We start from the raw sequence: 18275 nt of genomic DNA, 5'->3' as shown, positions 1-18275 counted from the left end.
CTTAGTGAAAAAGAATAAGAAAGAAAAGGAAAAAGGCAATTTGCCGTCTAAAAAGCAGACAGCAAATTGCCTTTTTGTATTGAAAAGAAATTAAAAGAATAAAAAACGTAAGTTTTTCAGTGGCCTCCAATCAATAGCAGTTGGTTTTTTCATTATCTTTTCGAAAGATCAGAAATTATAAATTTTTTGACTTAGTTTTCGTGTCCAGCGCAAGCGTCCGGCCCCTCGAGGTCATAAGCCACTTTTGAATTGAAGGCAAAGTGCGCCTTCTATTCAAAAGCGTCTTATTTGCCCGAGGCTGAACAAGGCGCTTGCGCTTTTCTTATCTACTTTTTAGAGCGTGATAAATCTTGAATACTCTCTTCCTCTGCAAACTCTGTTCCATAGGCAAGAGTGGGATTTAATCCCGAATTCCGTTCTCGTTTAGTCTTTTGTTTAGCTGTTACTGGCTCATTTAAGAATGAATGAACAAAGACTTCTACTGTCGTGATAATAATGGCGGAAATAATACTTCCCCAGCCTATTTGTATATAGTTGTCTAATAGGATACTTCCAAATACCCATACGCTTAAATAGGTTAATAAAAAATCAATCGCAGTAGCAGCTCTCTTCCCTAATTGTCTTAAGACGATTACATCACCAATTACATAAGAAACAATCGTGATAAATAAACTAAAGGAAAGAATATCAACGATCGTTGCGTCAAAGAATAAATCAAGTCCGACCGTAAAAGCAATCACACAGGTTACAAATTTTATTAGTAAAACAGTTATTTGTTTCATGATCAAAACCTCCCATTTATTAGTTTTGATCAAAATGGAAAGGTTCATACATAGTTTTAGACAGAATTCTGTTTTTTGCGATTATCGTGATCAGATATTTTTCAAATTAATATAGACAGATTCCAGATGTATGATGATGTTTTCATTTGCTATAATTAGTACTACTACTTATACATAAGGAGATGTACAAATTGATCGAAATCGAAAACATCCACCATGTAAGTCTATCTGTAACAGATTTACAAAGGGCTAAACATTTTTATGGGACAATGCTAGGATTTAAAGAATTAACCCGTCCGAATTTTGACTTTCCCGGTGCTTGGTATGAGATAGGTAAGCAACAACTTCATTTAATTGCGCTACCGGATTCTTCTACGCTCCGTAAGAGTAGCGAAATTAATTCGCGAGAAGGGCATTTTGCCATTCGTGTAAAAGATTATCATGCAACATTAAAGTATTTACAGGAATTAGGAATTGAGATTAATGAAAGAACGAATAGTAAAAGTGGTTTTGCGCAAGTTTTCTGTATGGATCCTGATTTGAATTTGATTGAATTTAGCGTTGATAAGGCATCGTTATTGAAATGATGGTCTGCTAAATTGATATAAAGGTAAAGGTTACGGAATGAATTGTTGAAAATCGTAATATCCGCATATTTAGAGGATGAAATCGCAATGATTTTGTCCTTTTTTATTTATTATAAAAAATTGAATGAATAAAAGTTTAAATGATTGACAAAATAAAAGCAATATATTATGATTATCTCGAATTAAAAATAATATAAATCAAGATATATGAACAACAAGTAGATTATCCCATACTTTTTTTAAAGAATTATCTCGGAATCAAGAATATTCAATTGCATGCTATAGTTTGATTTTAGAGAGGAATGATCCTTATGCTTTCGATTGATCCAGCTACAAACACGGAAAGAGAGAATTATAAGCTCTTAATTGGAAGTATTATACCTAGACCAATCGCTTTTGTAACCACGAGTTCACGTGATGGAATTGTAAATGGAGCCCCTTTTAGTTATTTTTCGATTGTTTCATCAAATCCTCCAATGATTTCAATAGCGATACAGCGTAAAGAGGGGATACAAAAGGATACTGCGAGAAATATCAATGAGTTAAAAGAATTTGTTATCCATATTGTAGATGAACAAATTGTTGAAAAAGTTAATGCAACAGCAGCTAATTTACCGCCTGAGCAAAGCGAAATCGAATTAGTAAACTTAACGCAGATTAACAGTACAAAAATATCTGTACCTGGTATAAAAGAAGCGAAAATTCGTATGGAGTGCATACTAGAAAAATCGCTGGCATTAGGAGGAAGTGATGAACCAGGCTGTGACCTCATTATAGGTAGAGTTGTTCAATTTCATGTTGAAAACGATATTTATGAAAATGGAAGAATTAATCCAAGTGGTTTAGCTGCAATAAGTCGTTTAGCTGGTCAAGATTATGCGCATATAGGTGAGACCTTTTCGCTGGAAAGACCTAAATAAGCACAAGTTTTTGGAGGAGATAAGAAATGAAACATATTTTTCAAAAAGGGACCAATCCAGCAAAACCAACCTTGCTTTTGCTTCATGGTACTGGTGGGAACGAACTAGACCTCTTGCCTTTAGCTGGAAAAATTGACGAAGAAGCTTCTGTGTTAAGTGTACGTGGAAATGTACTTGAAAACGGAATGCCGAGATTTTTCCGTCGCTTAGCAGAAGGTGTTTTTGATGAAGAGGACCTTGTGTATCGTACGACAGAATTAAATGAGTTTCTGGATGAAGCTTCCAAAACATATGACTTTGATCGCGATAACATTGTGGCAGTTGGGTATTCAAATGGTGCGAATATAGCAGCAAGTTTATTATTCCATTACCAAGATGCATTAAAAGGTGCCATTCTTCATCATCCGATGGTACCGAGGAGAGGGATTCATCTACCAGATATAGCAGATAAATCAGTATTTATTACGGCAGGAACAAATGATCCAATTTGTCCTTCACAGGAATCTACTGAACTGCAGTCTATGTTGGAAAATGCAAATGCAAATGTGCAAATTCATTGGGAGAATATGGGGCATCAGTTAACCTTTTCAGAAGTAGAAGCTGCTGCTAAGTGGTACCTTGGAATTGGGTTTTAATAACGTGTAACCTATGATCAAGATGATAGTATCATAACTAAAAATGCAAGTGGCAACAGTGCGAGCATATTAGTACAAATTGAGATAAATGTGTTTATAATCAAAATCGGATGATTATTTTAATTAGTAAAGAGCTACCCGAAATTATATTTATGAATAGGTTTATACGTATAAATAGGGGAGATAATAGGAAAGTGAAAATTGGTCGGAAGTCAATAAGAGCTTTTGATTATGCTAAATTACCTTCAATAGATAAGTGTTATCGCTGCACTTTAAGGGGGTGAAGTAACCATCCACAAGACAAGTTCAGAATAAATTTAGAGGTGAAAGAAATGGGATTTTTGGATAAATTATTTGGGAAAAATACTAATACTAAGGAGTCGAATGAAATGACAAAATTAAACATTGGAATTATTCTAGGAAGTACACGCCAAGGACGCGTTAGTCCACAAGTAGGAAAATGGGTTAAAGAAATTGCTGACAAACGTGGAGATGCAAATTATGAGATCGTAGACATCGCAGATTTCAAATTACCATTATTAGGCGAAGGAACTGGAGAAGAGCCTGGTCTAAAAGCTTGGTCAGAAAAGCTTTCTAGCCTAGACGGATTTGTATTCGTTGTTGCTGAATACAACCACAGTATTACAGGAGCATTAAAAAATGCACTTGATTCAGCTCGTGATGAGTGGAACAATAAAGCAGCTGGTATCGTAAGCTATGGTTCAACAGGTGGTGCTCGTGCAGCTGAACACTTACGTGGAATCTTAGGAGAATTATTAGTTGCTGACGTTCGTACGCATCCAACATTATCTCTATTCACTGATTTTGAAAACTTCAGCGAATTCAAACCAGCTGATTTACACCAAGATAATATGACTGGTATGCTTGATCAATTGATCGCTTGGAGCGGAGCATTAAAAACAATTAGATAATTATTTGTCAACAGGTTTCCATGATATAAAATGGAGACCTGTTTTTTCTAAGCAACCCTGGCTATTCGTTCTTTTTAGTTACTCGTTATCGCTTGATAAATACACTGAGGTTAGGAATGAGTGTGGTGGCGAGTATGGTTGCTGAACGAAATAAAAGAAAAACGCTTGGGTGCTAACTATCCAAGCGTTTTTCTATGGAAATAATCCGATAAGTCTCACTAGACTAGCAGATAGAACTGATGGAAGTCACGCTTTATACATTCAAAAACTTCACACAAACTGGATATGGTACTGTTACATCTGATTGTAATAGTGATAATTTTCCAGTCTCTGCATCTCTTGCATACAAGACTAGATTACTACTTTCTTGATTTGAAGCAACCATAAATTTTTCCGATGGATCTAGTGCAAAATCGCGAGGCCAATTTCCTTCTGTTGGTGTATATTCAACAAACGTAAGTTCGCCGTTTGCTTGATTTACACTAAAAACAGCAATGCTATCGTGTCCGCGGTTTCCTGCATAGACGAAACGCCCGTCGGCCGAAATATGAATGGCGCTCCCTTGACTATTTTCTGTGAATTCTGTCGGAATCGTTGAGATGTATTGCAACTCAGTAAAAACTCCATTTTCTGCATTGTAGCTTAATGTAATCACTTCATTGCTAAGCTCTGTCATGACGTATGCATACTTTCCATTTGGATGGAAGGTAATATGTCTAGGGCCACTACCAGCTTTCACTAGTAGACTATGTACTTCTTCTAGTTTGCCATCATCAATTTTATACGTTATTACTTTGTCAATCCCTAGATCAACAGCAACTACATATTTCTCATCAGGGGTAAACCCAGAAAAATGAGTATGTGGTTTTTCTTGTCTCTCATGTGGACCTTCTCCTGAGTGTTCCATAATAGAGGTAACAGGATTAATCATGCCATCTTCATTTACTAAAAAAGATTCAATGGTTCCCTTGTGGTAATTTGCAGTCACAACTTGACGATTTTGACGATCAACACTGACATGACAAGGTGATGCACCTTCGTTCACTTGACTATTTAGCTTTGTAAGATCACCAGTTTGACTGCTTATCGCGTAAGAAGCGACACCACCCTTGTCACCTTCTTTAACGACAGCATAAAGAGTCTTATTATCATGACTCAAGTTTACATATGTAGGGTTATCCAATTCAGCAACAGCTTTAATATCACCAAGCTTTGCAGCTTCAGTATCTAACGTAAAGCTATAAACACCTTTACTATCACCTTTTGTGTATGTACCGATATAACCAATTAATTTTGGCAAAATATTTGTCTCCTTCCAAACATTGTATATAAACGTATTATACCGCTTTATGTCGATTATCATCAACTTTTTGATCTTTTCTACCTGTTTTCATACTAAACTAATGCAAATGAAAAAATGGTTTGACAGAATCATTTATCTTCTGTAATATCTATTGGGATGTTTTTTAAGGAGGACATAATGGATAACCAGAATATACAACAAGTTAAAATATCAACAGCAGATCCGTCAGCGCTAGGACTATTTGGATTAGCAATGGTTACACTCGTAGCTTCTTCACAAAAATTAGGGTTAACAGATGGACTTTCATTTATTTTACCGTGGGCGTTCTTTCTAGGTGGTTTTGCACAATTGTTTGCTAGTGTACTAGATGCAAAACACAACAATATCTTTGGTACAACAGCTTTCGGTGCATTTGGACTTTTTTGGATCGGAGTCGGGACATCTTGGCTAATTCAATTGGGTTTCTTTGGTGAAAATCTAGCTGCAAATGCTGACCCAAAACAACTCGGAGTCGCTTTTATTGGTTATTTAATTTTTAGTCTTTACATGACTATTGGTGCGATGGAAACACACAAGGTTTTATTTTTCATCTTCGTTTTTATAGATTTCTTATTCATCGGTTTATCATTAAGTACTTTTGGAATTATGTACGAAGTAACACATATGGTAGCGGCTGTCTCTGAATTTCTGATTGCATTATTATCTTTCTATGGCTCTGCAGCAGTTGTTTTAAATACACATTTTGGACAAGTTGTATTGCCTGTAGGGAAGCCTTTTGGGATTTATAAAAAGAAGTAAATAGTGTCGGGCTTTCATCAATGACCCTTTAAAATAAGAAAAGCAAGAAAAAAAGCAGTGGATAATATGAGAATCCACTGCTTTTTATATTGTAAAAAACGAAAGAGCTCAAGGCCAAGAAAATTCATAAGTTTGAGTATTATTCTTTTCATTTATTCCATATTAACGGGTAGTAATTAATAGCCGACCGAGGGAAGTTTTAACGTATCTATCGCTTACGAGAGGTGATTTCTGATATTTCTGAATTTTTATACAAATAAATGTTAAGTTGAGTCATCTTCCTACCGTAAGTTACAATTTAGGTAACGAACAAAGGGGGAGAATGATGGTGAAAAAACAGATATCGATCATTGGCGTGCCGATGGACTTAGGACAGTCAAGACGCGGTGTTGATATGGGGCCGAGTGCAATTCGCTATGCTGGTGTTGTTGAGCGTTTAGAAAAGTTAAATTATGAGATTCATGATATGGGTGATATTGAGATTGGAAGACCTAGCAAAGATGAAGAGGTTAATGATGGGAATTTGAAATATTTGAGAGCGGTGTCGGAGGCAAGCGATAAGCTTGCTTTAGAAGTAAATAGGGTTATTGAGTCAAAATCGTTTCCACTAATTTTTGGAGGAGATCACAGTATTGCGATTGGAACACTTGCAGGCATTTCCAAACATTACAAGAACTTAGGTGTGATTTGGTATGACGCCCATGGAGATTTGAATACTAGTGAAACATCACCGTCTGGCAATATCCACGGTATGCCTTTAGCGGTAAGTTTAGGTATCGGACATCCCGCATTAATAAATATTGCAGGTTACTCTCCAAAAGTAAGGCCGGAGAATATCGTGATTATTGGGGCACGTTCATTAGATGAAGGTGAAAGGGTACTGATTCGAGAAAAAGGAATCAAGGTTTATACGATGCACGAAATTGATCGATTAGGGATGACGAAGGTGATGGAAGAAGCTGTCTCATATTTAAAGTCAAAGACGGACGGTGTTCACCTGTCTCTTGATTTAGATGGGATTGATCCAAGCGATGCCCCAGGTGTCGGTACACCCGTATTAGGTGGCATAAGTTACCGGGAAAGTCATTTAGCGATGGAAATATTGGAAGAGTCAAACATAATAACGTCTGCTGAGTTTGTTGAAGTAAACCCAATTTTGGATGAAAGAAATAAAACAGCAACAGTTGCAGTCGCATTAATGGGTTCGCTTTTTGGTGAGAAATTATTATAAAACGTATAGGGGTTGACATGATAGGGGTCAGCTCCTATTTTTCTTGCATATATAAAGGTAAGGAATGAAATCGCATTTGGTGTAATGCGAAAAAAGAATCATTTTTCTTGGAGGGATAAAAATGAATACAGACACTGCCAAAGTGATTAGACAAACTGAGCAATATGGCGCAACCAACTATAATCCTCTCCCGATTGTTATTACAAAAGCAGAAGGAATCTGGGTTAAGGATCCGGAAGGTAATACGTATATGGATATGCTTAGTGCTTATTCAGCCGTGAACCAGGGACATAGACACCCAAAAATTATTGAGGCTCTAAAAGCCCAAGCAGATAAGGTAACACTTACATCACGTGCATTTCATCATGATCAATTAGGGGTATGGTACGAAAAAATTGCAAAGTTAACACAAAAAGAAATGGTGTTACCAATGAATACGGGTGCTGAAGCAGTTGAAACGGCTGTTAAAGCGGTTAGACGTTGGGGCTATCAAGAAAAAGGGATTTCAGATAATCAAGCAGAGATTATTGCATGTGTTGGCAACTTTCACGGTCGTACAATGACTGCGGTATCACTCTCTTCTGATCAAGAATACCGCAGTGGCTTTGGGCCAATGTTACCAGGCATTAAATTGATTCCATACGGTGAGATTGAAGTACTGAAAGCTGCAATAACACCACAAACGGTAGGTCTTCTCATTGAACCGATTCAAGGAGAAGCAGGTATTTTGATTCCACCAACAGGATTCCTAAAAGAAGCCTATGAAGTATGTAAAGAAAATAATGTTCTTTTCGTTGCTGATGAAATTCAAACAGGATTAGGTCGTTCAGGAAAAATGTTTGCCAGTGATTGGGAAGATGTCATTCCTGATATGTATATTTTAGGTAAAGCATTAGGTGGTGGCGTGTTTCCTATTTCATGTGTTGCGGCAAATCGAAACATCCTTGGAATATTTAATCCAGGATCACATGGATCAACTTTTGGCGGGAATCCTTTAGCATGTGCTGTATCAATCGCAGCACTTAATGTGATTGAAGAGGAACATCTAGTAGAGCGTTCATTGAGATTAGGTGAGTATTTCATTGAACGTTTAAAGGAATTATCCAATCCGATTATCAAAGAAATTAGAGGTAGAGGCTTATTTATTGGCGTTGAATTAACTGTACGTGCAAGACCATATTGTGAAAAGTTGATGGAGAAAGGGCTATTGTGTAAGGAAACCCATGAATCGGTTATTCGATTTGCGCCACCACTTATTATTACTGAAGAGGAATTAGATTGGGCGATGGAAAGGATTAAACTAGTCCTTTCTTAAGGTGCTTAATTATAAAGGCTGTTTTCGCAAACTTTGTTGCTATTGTCAGATAGAGTGCCATCAACAGTGCCCGATTTGACTCCAATATACTAAAATTGGGCGCGAAACTCAAGTAAAGGTGCCCGTATTGGCTCTTTTTCCTTGATTAGGGCAAAAAACAACAATCATTTAGAAAATAGTATGATAAAATAGTAGTTGATATTCAGTTGATATTGAATTATATCCGTTCAAAAAAATGAAAAAGTCAGGCAGTGGAACCTACTGTTTCTATTATTTCAATAAAAATTCATTACCGTCTTTGGTTTTCATTAAATAGAGATAAACGAAGATGAAAATAGTGGAAATCTCATTTTGGAGTTATGAATTGACCTTCACTTGAATACTATTTATAATAGCGATAACTGAATAACTTATACCTTTTTAAAGGGGAGTAGCTGTCACAGTAAAGTCGTCAATACAGGTTTATACCTCGGCTTTATTGGCAACGGACGTTGTTTGTGAGACCTTTACCATTATTTGGTGAGGGTCTTTTTTGTTCACTTGATCAGACAAGCACAAGAATAAGACGACATAGCAATACGTAAGAAAGGAGCTGTAAGCGATGAATAGTAATATCTATGCAAATAGTATCGAATTTGCAGTGAGTAATGGTAGAATTCAAGTTAAACAGTATCATCAAGATTTAAAGCTAGTCGGTACTGGCAGGAGCGCGTGTGTATTCCGAATAAAAGATACGAACAAAGTAATAAAAGTGTTTCCTTCACAATTTACTCATATTGCTCAAAAAGAGGCTGATATTTATAAATTGTTAATAAATAGTAATTATTTTCCCACTATTTATGAAACTGGTGAAAATTTTCTTACAATGGATTATATAGAGGGGAATACCCTGTTTATGTGTCTAAACAAAGGAATCTTCATTAGTGAAAAGCAAATCAATGAAGTTGACAATATTTTAAATGAAGTGAGAGAAGTGGGATTAAATCCCTCCGATATTCATCTGCGTAATATTATCGTTACGCCAGACAATCAGATTAAAATGATCGACGTAGCAAGATATAAACAAAAAAAGCATGATACACAATGGAATGATTTAAAAAATGCTTACTATCGATTTTATCTACACCCACTCTTTCCAAAAAGATTGCCAGAGTGTATGTTGAATTTTATTGCCGCGTTATATAAAAGAAAATTATTGTTTATCCGGTTCTTAACGGGCAGTAAAACACCTACCTCAAGATACAAGAGAAGCAAAGAAAATAGGTGGGGATAACTACCAATATTGCTTTCGATTCGTCCTGGGTCACAATCAGTGGGGGATGAAAGAACCCCCTACTGGTTTAAGTCTAGCTTTTGGTGAAGTGTATACTTGGCGAAACAAAGACTATTTCTTTAATTGCTCCTCAGCCATTTTTACCATTTCCCGAACCATATTCCCACCTAAATTCCCGCCGATTTTACCAGCTTGTCTAGAGGTTAAATGACCATTATCGCCTTCCTTTAGTGGAATCCCTACTTCTTTTGCTATTTCAAATTTAGCATCCACAGGTTTTTGTGTGTTCGCGACCCGTGCTTTTAATTGGTCCACACCTTGTCTAGCTTCAGGAACAAGTAATTGATTTTTTCTTGCCATAGTTTAACCCTCCTTTTGCACTTAGTTTTCCAATAGCAGTACTAATTATGAAATAAGGTTCTCGAATCTCATGGGTTCATATAACAGCCATGTTCGAGAAGTAATAAAATAAGTTCGTTATTTCATTTTCGCAAAATTACTATGCCTATTTTGGTTGTTTTTTGTAGAACTAAATGACTTTCAGGGGGTGAACCATAAGAACGTAACGATATGCTATAGTGGAGGAAAGTGAAATTTTTAAAAAGTGAGTGGAATTTGATGACAACGGAAAAAATTTATTATGATGATCAGTATAAACAGTCCTTTAAAACAAATCTGGTAAAACAAGATCAGAATGAAGACGGACGTTTGTACGTCGTATTAGAAAAAACAGCATTTTATCCTACTGGAGGTGGACAGCCTCATGATACCGGGACATTAAATGATGTTCAGGTTTATGATGTAGAGGAAATTGATGGAGAAATCCGGCATTATGTTGAGCGTTCTCTTGATGAACATGAAAATATTGTTGGACAAATTTCATGGGAACGACGCTTTGACCATATGCAACAGCACTCAGGTCAGCATATTTTATCAGCTGCTTTTGAGGATGTGTATGGCTATAAAACGATAAGTTTTCATTTAGGAAAAGATCATTGTACGATTGACCTTGAGGTTCCTAATCTTACTGAAGAAGAAGTGAATCAAACCGAGACATTGGTAAATGAAGTCATTCTTGAAAATCGATTGATTGAAGCGAAATGGGTAAGCGAAGAGGATCTTTCACACTATTCTCTTAGAAAAGAGTTGTCTGTTTCCGAAAATATCCGTCTTGTTATGATTTCTAACTTTGATAATAGTGGCTGTGGAGGGACTCATCCGAGTTCAACAGCAGAGGTTGGCGCCATCAAAATCTTACATTGGGAAAAACAAAAAAGGAATATTCGTGTCTATTTTGTTTGTGGAGCTAGGGTGATGAAGCAACTTCAAGTAAAACATCAAGTGATTCAGAGTCTAACTTCAGTTTTAAATGCTCCACAAGAAAAATTGATAGATGCAGCAAATCAAATAAGACAGTATTCAAAAAATCTTGAAAAAAAGGTTGATGAATTAAAGAACGAGTTACTTACATATGAAGCGAACAAACATATCGATCATGCTCAGTTAAAGAACAATCAGAAAATTGTCCAATCCATATATGAAAACAGATCAATTTCAGAACTGCAGCAGCTTTCTAGATTGATTACAAGTATGGCTTCGGATGTTATCGTATTTTTTATTAGTGAAAATGAAGATAAATTTCAGCTTGTATGCACCCGAGGGAAAGATTTAGATATAAATATGAAACAAGTCCTAAAAGAAGTATTACCTGTAATAAATGGAAAGGGTGGAGGCAATGATTCGTTAGCTCAAGGTGGTGGAGAACGAATTATTGAGGCTGAGCATTTGATGGAAGAGCTTATGAAGGTCAGTTTGTTCTAATTAGTTATACTGTCAAAGGATGATAGATAGTCCATCCGTTTTTGGCAATCTGGAGAAAATTCCTATTGCGTTCAATTAGGAAATTTAGTATTATAACTATACAAGCTGCGCTGTACGCATTTTTTATAAAGTTTTAACCTTTAAGCTGAAATAGGGAGTTTAACATTGAAGCTGGAATATCAAGCCTCCATTGAGAAGAGGACGATACGAAATCTTCTGCGAACACCCACTTTTAGGAGTGGTGGTTTTAAAACTCTATAATCCTTGATGCGGCAATCGCGGCACTTTACTTTTAATGATTAATCCGGTTCTTTGGAACCGGATTTTTTATTTGAATTTATAAGTGATTGAAAATGGTTTTAAGTTTTTTTTAGAAAGATAAATAAATGAGCTCTGGCATTATTGTGTCAGAGCTATTGCTGGTTTCCATTCTTATCATTCTTATTAACTTCTTTCGGCAATTTCCCAGGTGCACTTGGTACCTCCCGTTTTTCAATATTGAGTGTGTCTGAAGAATAGATAACAATGATTAATTGGCCACCGATTACTTTAGAACGGATAAGAAGTGGCTGGTTGTGACGATTTTTAAAAGTGAAATCTGGACCGTACCAGCTGACAGTAGCATCTCGATTTGGTGGTACATAAGGGACTTTTCTGCTATGTGAATAGCGTTCAATTATTTTTACACCTGCGCGATCAACTGCATTAAAAAGTGTAGAGGATACTTGGCAAATACCACCTCCCACACCTTCAGAAAGCTCTCCCTTTACAATCACTGGCGCAGGTAAATAGCCTTTTTCGGCTGTACGTTTACCGACAACAGCATTGAATGAAAATGTTTCATTTGGAAACACAACATAGTTATTGATTGCTTCTGAGGCTAAATCAATATTATGTGAGCGTTGTTTATTTCCACTATTAAAGTAGGTAACATATTGGCTAATTCGTTTCGTTCTAATGCTTGCTAAAAGTTCACTGTCTACTTTTGGATAAATGGTTTCGATGGGTATTTCTATGGAAGCAGTGCCCTCTGAGAAAAAATTTGTATAAAACTCCTCTTTGAATTTCTTTCGATTAAGTCTATGTCCATTCTTTTCACTAATTAATCTTCCATAGTTGTCAATGGATGCATCAACTGGTTTTTCAAAGACCTTTTGCTCAATTGTATTTAAAAGTTGTTGGTATTTACCTTCATCAATCATCGTTTCTTCAAATGGAGACAATCCAAACCCTGAGCGTTGTAAAGAATTTATTTCTTTACCTTCAAAAGTTAATGAAATCTCATCCTGAAAAGAGTTGGGTAACATGGTCAGCAATAGAAACGTTACGATAAGTTTCATAAAACACTTCACCTCCAGAAAAGTTCCTCTGCGAATTTTAAGGTTTGTTTATGGTTGATAGTAAAGGATCAATATTTACTTTCCAAGGAGAAAGTGGTGAGGTTCTCACTAAAGTAAAAGTTAGTTTCGTATTTATCGCTCCAATATTATTCATAAAGAGATTGACATCGACCGGGACGTTAGCTGCTAATGAATATGGATCTGTTTTCTTCTGGTTGGGTAAAGACCATCGGATTGCTACAATTTTTTCAATTTTATTTAGTTCATGATTGATATCTTTTTGATTGCTTATGGCAATCTTTTTAGCTAAGCCTTTATCACCATTTTTTATGATTGCTAAAAAAACATTTAGTAACTCAGATGGTGGAAGGTTATTTAGATATTCATCAATTTTCCCAGAAGCCTTAAGAATCATTAAATGATGGGAAATGTCCGATTTTCCGGTTCGGTGTGTCGTGCTTCCCGAAAAATGAATGCAGAAATGACCCGGGAAACCATTCTGAAGAGCACCTGCGCCATGTGGCATTCCATGCATTGAAGCGGGAATTAAGCTATCTTGGGCTAATATTAGCACCGCTCTGCGTTTCCAACTCCATCTCCCTCCATATATTTTTTTCATAATCTTTGTGTCCTTTTTTGTTAATGGCTGAACATCTGCATGGCCACTGCCTGCTCTTCTTTGTACGTCAAAACTCTTGCCACTTTCCACATCAATAACAGTGAACTTTGAGTATTTTGGAAGGAACTGACGGACTGCATTCCAATCTTGGATTTCGATCTGGAAGCTTATTTGACAGGAATCTTCTTCAACTTCAGTTGCATATGTATGTTGGCCGCATAGACTAAGTAGAAGTAATAGGATGAAAAGATAAACAATTTTTTTCACAGTAAAATGTCAACTCCGTTCGTTTAGTAAATGAACATATTTATTTTGTGTTGTTTATTTGCAGAAAATAGCTTTTAAAAATTGGGAATTTTTGTAGAAGAAGAAGGGGGTTTGTAAGCAAAATCAATGAACACAAGCCTGTTAGACACAGAAGGCGTTTGTTCCTAAATAATAAAATAGTACTATTCCAAAAGTTAGCACATACTTATTATGATGAAAAATTTTGAATATACATAAAACAACAGAAAAATTTTTAAAATTCAAAAAAATCATTTTATTAGTTGAATTATGTTTTTTTATGTATTATAATCTGAATTAGGAAAAATGAATTTGAAGAAAAACTATTACTCAACAATGGTTAAGCGCTTAATTAATTGTTAGAGAAACTAGAAACCTAAATTTTCATTTTTTTACAATTTAATAGTCTTAAGGTAAATGTTCATTATTTTTTAAGTTAACCTTAGAAGAGATTTAGATGGTTTTTATTGAGAAAAGCGGAAAAAATTAAGTTGCGTCGATTGCTTATTTTTATTTTTCGCTTTTTATATCCCTTATTAGGAAAGCGGTTACCCTATTTTGTGAAGTGTAGGTGATGGAATGAAGGAAAAAATTAGATGTGCAGTTATTGGCGTTGGTAGATTAGGTTATTGGCATGCAGAGAACTTGGCAACACGCATCAAAGGTGCTGAATTAGTTACAATCGCGTCTTCAAGAAAAGAGAGTGCTGAAAAGGTAGCTCGTGAATTAGGTGTAAAAAAGTGGACGAATAATCCCCAAGAAATATTTGAGGATCCTTCAATTGACGCTGTGGTTATTGTTACACCTACAAAAACGCATGCTGAGTTAATTATTCAAGCAGCAAGAAGTAAAAAACATATATTCGTAGATAAACCTTTAACAGAAACATTAGAGGAAGCAGAAATGGTTATTCAAGAAATCAATAAGAATAACGTATTTTGTCAAGTTGGATTTATGAGAAGATTTGATCCAGCATACGCAGAAGCAAAAAGACGAATTGAGAATGGTGATATAGGGCAACCTATTTATTTCAAAGGACTCAGTAGAGACCCAGGTTCACCACCGGAAGATTATATTAAAACAAGCGGTGGAATTTTCTTAGACTTATGTATCCATGAATATGATATTGCTCGTTTCTTGATGGGAGACGAAGTGAAATCTGTTAAAGCGTTTGGGGATGTGCTTATCCACCCGTTTATGAACAAATATCAAGATGTAGATCAATCAATGACTTTTATGACATTTAAAAATGGTGCATCATGCGATATTGAAGGTAGTAGGAATTCATCATTTGGTTATGACATTAGAGGGGAAGTGATTGGAACGGAAGGAACGATTCAAATTGGTTCTCTTCAACATCATGATATAAAAATCCTTACCTCTAAGGGAAGCGCTTACGATAATGTTCCGAATTTCCCTATTAAGTTCAAAGAATCTTTTTTAAATGAACTTTCTCACTTTATAGAGTGTTTACAAAAAAATGAAAGACCACAAGTTTCAGAGATTGATGGAAAGATTGCATTGGAAATTGCTGAAGCAGCTACAAAATCTTTTAAAACAAAAGAAACTGTAGTGTTAAATTAGTTAAACCACATCATGAAGGTAATAGGAGGGAAAGTAAATGGAAACGATTCGTTTAACAATGGCGCAAGCGCTATTGAAGTTTTTAGATAAACAGTACATTGAACTGGATGGAGAGGAAAGAAAATTTGTTAAAGGTATATTTGGAATATTTGGTCATGGCAATGTGACAGGAATGGGAGAAGCTTTAGAAACACAAAGTGAAGGTCTTACCTATATTCAAGGGAAAAACGAACAAGGGATGGTTCATTCTGCTACCGCATATGCAAAACAAAAAAATCGCCTTGAAATTTTCGCTTGTACGACATCGATAGGACCAGGAGCATTAAATATGGTTGCTGCTGCTGGAACTGCAACAGTGAATCGTATTCCAGTATTGTTATTACCAGGGGATAACTTTGCAACTCGTCAACCAGATCCAGTTTTACAACAAATTGAAGATCCTGCTGATTACACGATGGCTGCAAGTGACGCATTTAAGCCTGTAAGTAAATATTGGGACCGTATCCAAAGACCTGAACAGCTAATGACTGCAGCACTAAATGCAATGCGTGTATTAACAGATCCAGTGGATACTGGTGCAGTTACACTAGCTTTACCTCAAGATGTTCAAAGTGAAGCTTATGATTATCCGGTTGAATTCTTTAAAAAGAGAATTCATCATATTGAGAGGAGAAATCCTGCACCATCAGCGATTGAACGTGCTGTAGAGTTGATTTCTAGAAAGAAAAAACCAGTTATTATCGCAGGTGGTGGCGTTCATTATGCATTAGCAACAGAGGGATTGAAAGCGTTTGCCGAAACCTTCCAAATTCCTGTTGGTGAAACACAGGCAGGAAAAAGTGCTCTTGCTTGGGATCATACTTTAAACATGGGCAGTATTGGATCGACCGGATCATTAGCATCAAACATCTTAGCAAAAGAGGCTGATTTAGTCATTGGAGTAGGTACTAGATTAACTGATTTCTCCACATCATCAAAAACAGCATTCCAAAATCCAGATGTAGAATTTTTAGGTATTAATGTTAGTTCTTTTGATGCACTGAAACTGGATGCGCAATCATTTGTTTCAGATGCAAAAGTAGGTCTTGAAATTTTAACAGAGGAATTGAAAAAACAAGGCTATCAAACATCTTATGAAGAAGGGCAACTTCAAACATTGAAAGAGAATTGGGATGCAGAAGTTGATAAACATTTTGCAGATCAAAGAGAAGAAGGACTTTCTCAAACTCAAGTGTTAGGCGAAATCAATAAAACGATTGATGAAAAAGATATTATTATCGCTGCAGCTGGAAGCTTACCAGGTGACTTGCATCGATTATGGAGAAGCTCTCACCCTAAGACATATCATATGGAATATGGATTCTCGTGTATGGGTTATGAAGTAGCAGGTGCTTTAGGTATTAAGATGGCTGAAGAAAACCAAGAAGTATATACCATTGTCGGTGATGGTAGTTATTTAATGCTTCATTCAGAGTTAGTTACTAGTCTGCAAGAAAATAAAAAAATTAATATCCTTTTATTTGATAATCATGGCTTCCAATGTATCCACAATTTGCAAAGAGGACAAGGTAGTGACGGGTTTGGAAATGAATTCCGATATCGCTCAGAAGCAGATAACCGTTTAACAGGAGATTATATGCCTATCGATTTTGCTGCAAACGCACGAAGTCTTGGGGCGAAAGGTTATACCGTTCATACAGTAGAAGAATTGAGAGCGGCATTAGAACAAGCTAAGAAGGAAACAGTTTCAACATTAATTGATATTAAAGTACTTCCTGGTACATGTACAACAGGATATGAGTCATGGTGGCGCCTAGGTGTAGCTGAAGTATCCCCTAGCGAAAAAGTTCAAAAAGCCTATGTTGAGATTGAAAAAAGAAGAGCTACAGCTAGAAAATATTAAAAAATAAATTGATAAGTCTGAAAGGAGAATAGGACATGAGTAATCTACTTGCTAGTAATCTACTTGTAACCCCAGAACAAAAAGGTGATAAGGATGGTAAAGTGTTATCAATAACACCTGAATCGGCTGGTTGGAAATATATTGGATTTGATGTCCATAAGCTAAAAGCAGGTCAAACTGTAGAAAAAGAAACGTTGGATCAGGAGACGGTTATCGTATTAGTATCTGGCCGGGCGAACGTTAAGACAAAACATAAATCTTGGGACAATATAGGAAAAAGAATGAGTGTATTTGAAAAAACTCCGGCTTATTCTGTATATATCCCAAATGATGATCAATTTACAGTTGAGGCATTAACAGAACTTGAAATTGCTGTTTGTAAAGCACCAGGAAAAGGAACATATGAGGCGAGACTTATTGCTCCAGAAGATGTAGATGTCGCAACACGCGGATCAGGTAGTATGCAACGTGAAGTTCAAACGATTTTATCTGAAACAGATGCAGCAGATAGCTTATTTGTTATCGAGGTGTTTACACCAGCAGGAAACTGGTCAAGCTACCCGCCTCATAAACATGATGAGGAAAATTTACCACAAGAAGGATACTTAGAAGAAACATATTATCACAAAATGAATCCGGTTGAAGGTGGCTTTTCTTTACAACGTGTTTATACGGATGATAAGTCTTTGAATGAAACGATTGTGGTCAATGATAGTCAAGTTGTACTTGTTCCAAAAGGATATCACCCAGTTTCAGCACCTCCTGGCTATGATTTATATTATATGAATGTTATGGCAGGTCCTGTGAGAACGTGGAAATTCACAAATGATAAAGATCATGAATGGCTAATGAAGTAATGATTACACAAAGAGTAAAATCATAGCTGTAGGAGCCTATAGTTATGATTTACTTCTGAATCAAGATGAAGCGCTTACCTTAAAACTTTA

The 18275-nt window shown here is 36.1% G+C and carries 17 protein-coding genes; 12 read left to right on the top strand and 5 right to left on the bottom strand.

Annotated features, from left to right (window positions below; translation table 11 throughout):
• Nucleotides 1–326: 326 nt before the first annotated feature.
• Nucleotides 327–782, bottom strand: a complete 456-nt coding sequence (locus tag K9V48_RS16765; RefSeq protein WP_224140174.1) for a YndM family protein — start codon at nucleotides 780–782, stop codon at nucleotides 327–329.
• 191 nt (nucleotides 783–973) lie between these two features.
• On the opposite strand from K9V48_RS16765, the gene K9V48_RS16760 reads away from it, so the two are divergent.
• The 4 genes from K9V48_RS16760 (at nucleotide 974) to K9V48_RS16745 (ending at nucleotide 3856) form a co-directional block, all read left to right on the top strand.
• Nucleotides 974–1369, top strand: a complete 396-nt coding sequence (locus K9V48_RS16760; protein ID WP_224140173.1) for a VOC family protein — start codon at nucleotides 974–976, stop codon at nucleotides 1367–1369.
• A 311-nt stretch (nucleotides 1370–1680) separates the two neighbouring features.
• Nucleotides 1681–2289: a flavin reductase family protein gene (locus tag K9V48_RS16755; RefSeq protein WP_224140172.1), complete on the top strand. Its 609-nt coding sequence runs from the start codon at nucleotides 1681–1683 to the stop codon at nucleotides 2287–2289.
• A 26-nt stretch (nucleotides 2290–2315) separates the two neighbouring features.
• On the top strand, nucleotides 2316–2924 hold the full coding sequence (locus tag K9V48_RS16750; protein ID WP_224140171.1) for an alpha/beta hydrolase: 609 nt from the start codon (nucleotides 2316–2318) through the stop codon (nucleotides 2922–2924).
• A 332-nt stretch (nucleotides 2925–3256) separates the two neighbouring features.
• On the top strand, nucleotides 3257–3856 hold the full coding sequence (locus K9V48_RS16745) for an NADPH-dependent FMN reductase (protein ID WP_224140170.1): 600 nt from the start codon (nucleotides 3257–3259) through the stop codon (nucleotides 3854–3856).
• A gap of 253 nt (nucleotides 3857–4109) precedes the next feature.
• Here the strand turns inward: K9V48_RS16745 and K9V48_RS16740 are convergent, their stop codons facing one another.
• A complete protein-coding gene (locus K9V48_RS16740; RefSeq protein WP_224140169.1) occupies nucleotides 4110–5156 on the bottom strand; it encodes a lactonase family protein in 1047 nt (348 codons plus the stop codon).
• Nucleotides 5157–5336: 180 nt separating this feature from the next.
• Between K9V48_RS16740 and K9V48_RS16735 the strand changes: the two genes are divergently transcribed.
• The 4 genes from K9V48_RS16735 to K9V48_RS16720 all read left to right on the top strand — a co-directional run bounded on the left by K9V48_RS16735 (nucleotide 5337) and on the right by K9V48_RS16720 (nucleotide 9776).
• Nucleotides 5337–5957: an acetate uptake transporter gene (locus K9V48_RS16735; protein ID WP_224140168.1), complete on the top strand. Its 621-nt coding sequence runs from the start codon at nucleotides 5337–5339 to the stop codon at nucleotides 5955–5957.
• Nucleotides 5958–6282: 325 nt separating this feature from the next.
• Complete coding sequence (gene rocF / locus K9V48_RS16730; protein WP_224140167.1) at nucleotides 6283–7188, top strand: arginase; 906 nt, start codon at nucleotides 6283–6285, stop codon at nucleotides 7186–7188.
• Between the two features lie 121 nt (nucleotides 7189–7309).
• A complete protein-coding gene (locus K9V48_RS16725; RefSeq protein WP_263432863.1) occupies nucleotides 7310–8503 on the top strand; it encodes an ornithine--oxo-acid transaminase in 1194 nt (397 codons plus the stop codon).
• Between the two features lie 601 nt (nucleotides 8504–9104).
• Nucleotides 9105–9776, top strand: coding sequence for an AarF/UbiB family protein (locus tag K9V48_RS16720; protein ID WP_224140166.1), 672 nt, complete (start codon nucleotides 9105–9107; stop codon nucleotides 9774–9776).
• Between the two features lie 111 nt (nucleotides 9777–9887).
• On the opposite strand, the gene K9V48_RS16715 is transcribed toward K9V48_RS16720, so the two are convergent.
• Nucleotides 9888–10136, bottom strand: coding sequence for an alpha/beta-type small acid-soluble spore protein (locus K9V48_RS16715; RefSeq protein WP_224140165.1), 249 nt, complete (start codon nucleotides 10134–10136; stop codon nucleotides 9888–9890).
• A gap of 228 nt (nucleotides 10137–10364) precedes the next feature.
• Between K9V48_RS16715 and K9V48_RS16710 the strand changes: the two genes are divergently transcribed.
• Complete coding sequence (locus K9V48_RS16710; protein WP_224140164.1) at nucleotides 10365–11597, top strand: alanyl-tRNA editing protein; 1233 nt, start codon at nucleotides 10365–10367, stop codon at nucleotides 11595–11597.
• Nucleotides 11598–12010: 413 nt separating this feature from the next.
• Here the strand turns inward: K9V48_RS16710 and K9V48_RS16700 are convergent, their stop codons facing one another.
• Complete coding sequence (locus K9V48_RS16700) at nucleotides 12011–12937, bottom strand: VanW family protein (RefSeq protein WP_224140163.1); 927 nt, start codon at nucleotides 12935–12937, stop codon at nucleotides 12011–12013.
• A 37-nt stretch (nucleotides 12938–12974) separates the two neighbouring features.
• Entirely contained in the window at nucleotides 12975–13823 is an 849-nt protein-coding gene (locus K9V48_RS16695) for a hypothetical protein (RefSeq protein WP_224140162.1), read from the bottom strand.
• A gap of 597 nt (nucleotides 13824–14420) precedes the next feature.
• Between K9V48_RS16695 and iolG the strand changes: the two genes are divergently transcribed.
• The 3 genes from iolG to iolB are packed head-to-tail and all read left to right on the top strand — an operon-like array spanning nucleotide 14421 to nucleotide 18185.
• A complete protein-coding gene (gene iolG / locus K9V48_RS16690) occupies nucleotides 14421–15425 on the top strand; it encodes an inositol 2-dehydrogenase (protein WP_224140161.1) in 1005 nt (334 codons plus the stop codon).
• A 37-nt stretch (nucleotides 15426–15462) separates the two neighbouring features.
• Nucleotides 15463–17328 (top strand): 3D-(3,5/4)-trihydroxycyclohexane-1,2-dione acylhydrolase (decyclizing), encoded by a 1866-nt coding sequence (iolD, locus tag K9V48_RS16685; RefSeq protein ID WP_224140160.1) that lies wholly within the window; start codon nucleotides 15463–15465, stop codon nucleotides 17326–17328.
• A 35-nt stretch (nucleotides 17329–17363) separates the two neighbouring features.
• Entirely contained in the window at nucleotides 17364–18185 is an 822-nt protein-coding gene (iolB, locus tag K9V48_RS16680) for a 5-deoxy-glucuronate isomerase (protein ID WP_224140159.1), read from the top strand.
• Nucleotides 18186–18275: the final 90 nt, after the last annotated feature.

The organism is Metabacillus rhizolycopersici (genome assembly GCF_020075705.1).
This window is presented reverse-complemented; position numbering and strand designations above follow the sequence as displayed.

Excerpts from the sequence above, each read along its gene's own strand:
- K9V48_RS16750 (WP_224140171.1), top strand. The coding sequence starts at position 2,316 with ATGAAACATATTTTTCAAAAAGGGACCAATCCAGCAAAACCAACCTTG.
- K9V48_RS16735 (WP_224140168.1), top strand. The coding sequence starts at position 5,337 with ATGGATAACCAGAATATACAACAAGTTAAAATATCAACAGCAGATCCG.
- K9V48_RS16745 (WP_224140170.1), top strand. The coding sequence starts at position 3,257 with ATGGGATTTTTGGATAAATTATTTGGGAAAAATACTAATACTAAGGAG.
- K9V48_RS16725 (WP_263432863.1), top strand. The coding sequence starts at position 7,310 with ATGAATACAGACACTGCCAAAGTGATTAGACAAACTGAGCAATATGGC.
- K9V48_RS16700 (WP_224140163.1), bottom strand. The coding sequence starts at position 12,937 with ATGAAACTTATCGTAACGTTTCTATTGCTGACCATGTTACCCAACTCT.
- K9V48_RS16715 (WP_224140165.1), bottom strand. The coding sequence starts at position 10,136 with ATGGCAAGAAAAAATCAATTACTTGTTCCTGAAGCTAGACAAGGTGTG.
- iolD (WP_224140160.1), top strand. The coding sequence starts at position 15,463 with ATGGAAACGATTCGTTTAACAATGGCGCAAGCGCTATTGAAGTTTTTA.
- K9V48_RS16765 (WP_224140174.1), bottom strand. The coding sequence starts at position 782 with ATGAAACAAATAACTGTTTTACTAATAAAATTTGTAACCTGTGTGATT.
- iolG (WP_224140161.1), top strand. The coding sequence starts at position 14,421 with ATGAAGGAAAAAATTAGATGTGCAGTTATTGGCGTTGGTAGATTAGGT.
- K9V48_RS16720 (WP_224140166.1), top strand. The coding sequence starts at position 9,105 with ATGAATAGTAATATCTATGCAAATAGTATCGAATTTGCAGTGAGTAAT.
- K9V48_RS16755 (WP_224140172.1), top strand. The coding sequence starts at position 1,681 with ATGCTTTCGATTGATCCAGCTACAAACACGGAAAGAGAGAATTATAAG.
- rocF (WP_224140167.1), top strand. The coding sequence starts at position 6,283 with ATGGTGAAAAAACAGATATCGATCATTGGCGTGCCGATGGACTTAGGA.
- iolB (WP_224140159.1), top strand. The coding sequence starts at position 17,364 with ATGAGTAATCTACTTGCTAGTAATCTACTTGTAACCCCAGAACAAAAA.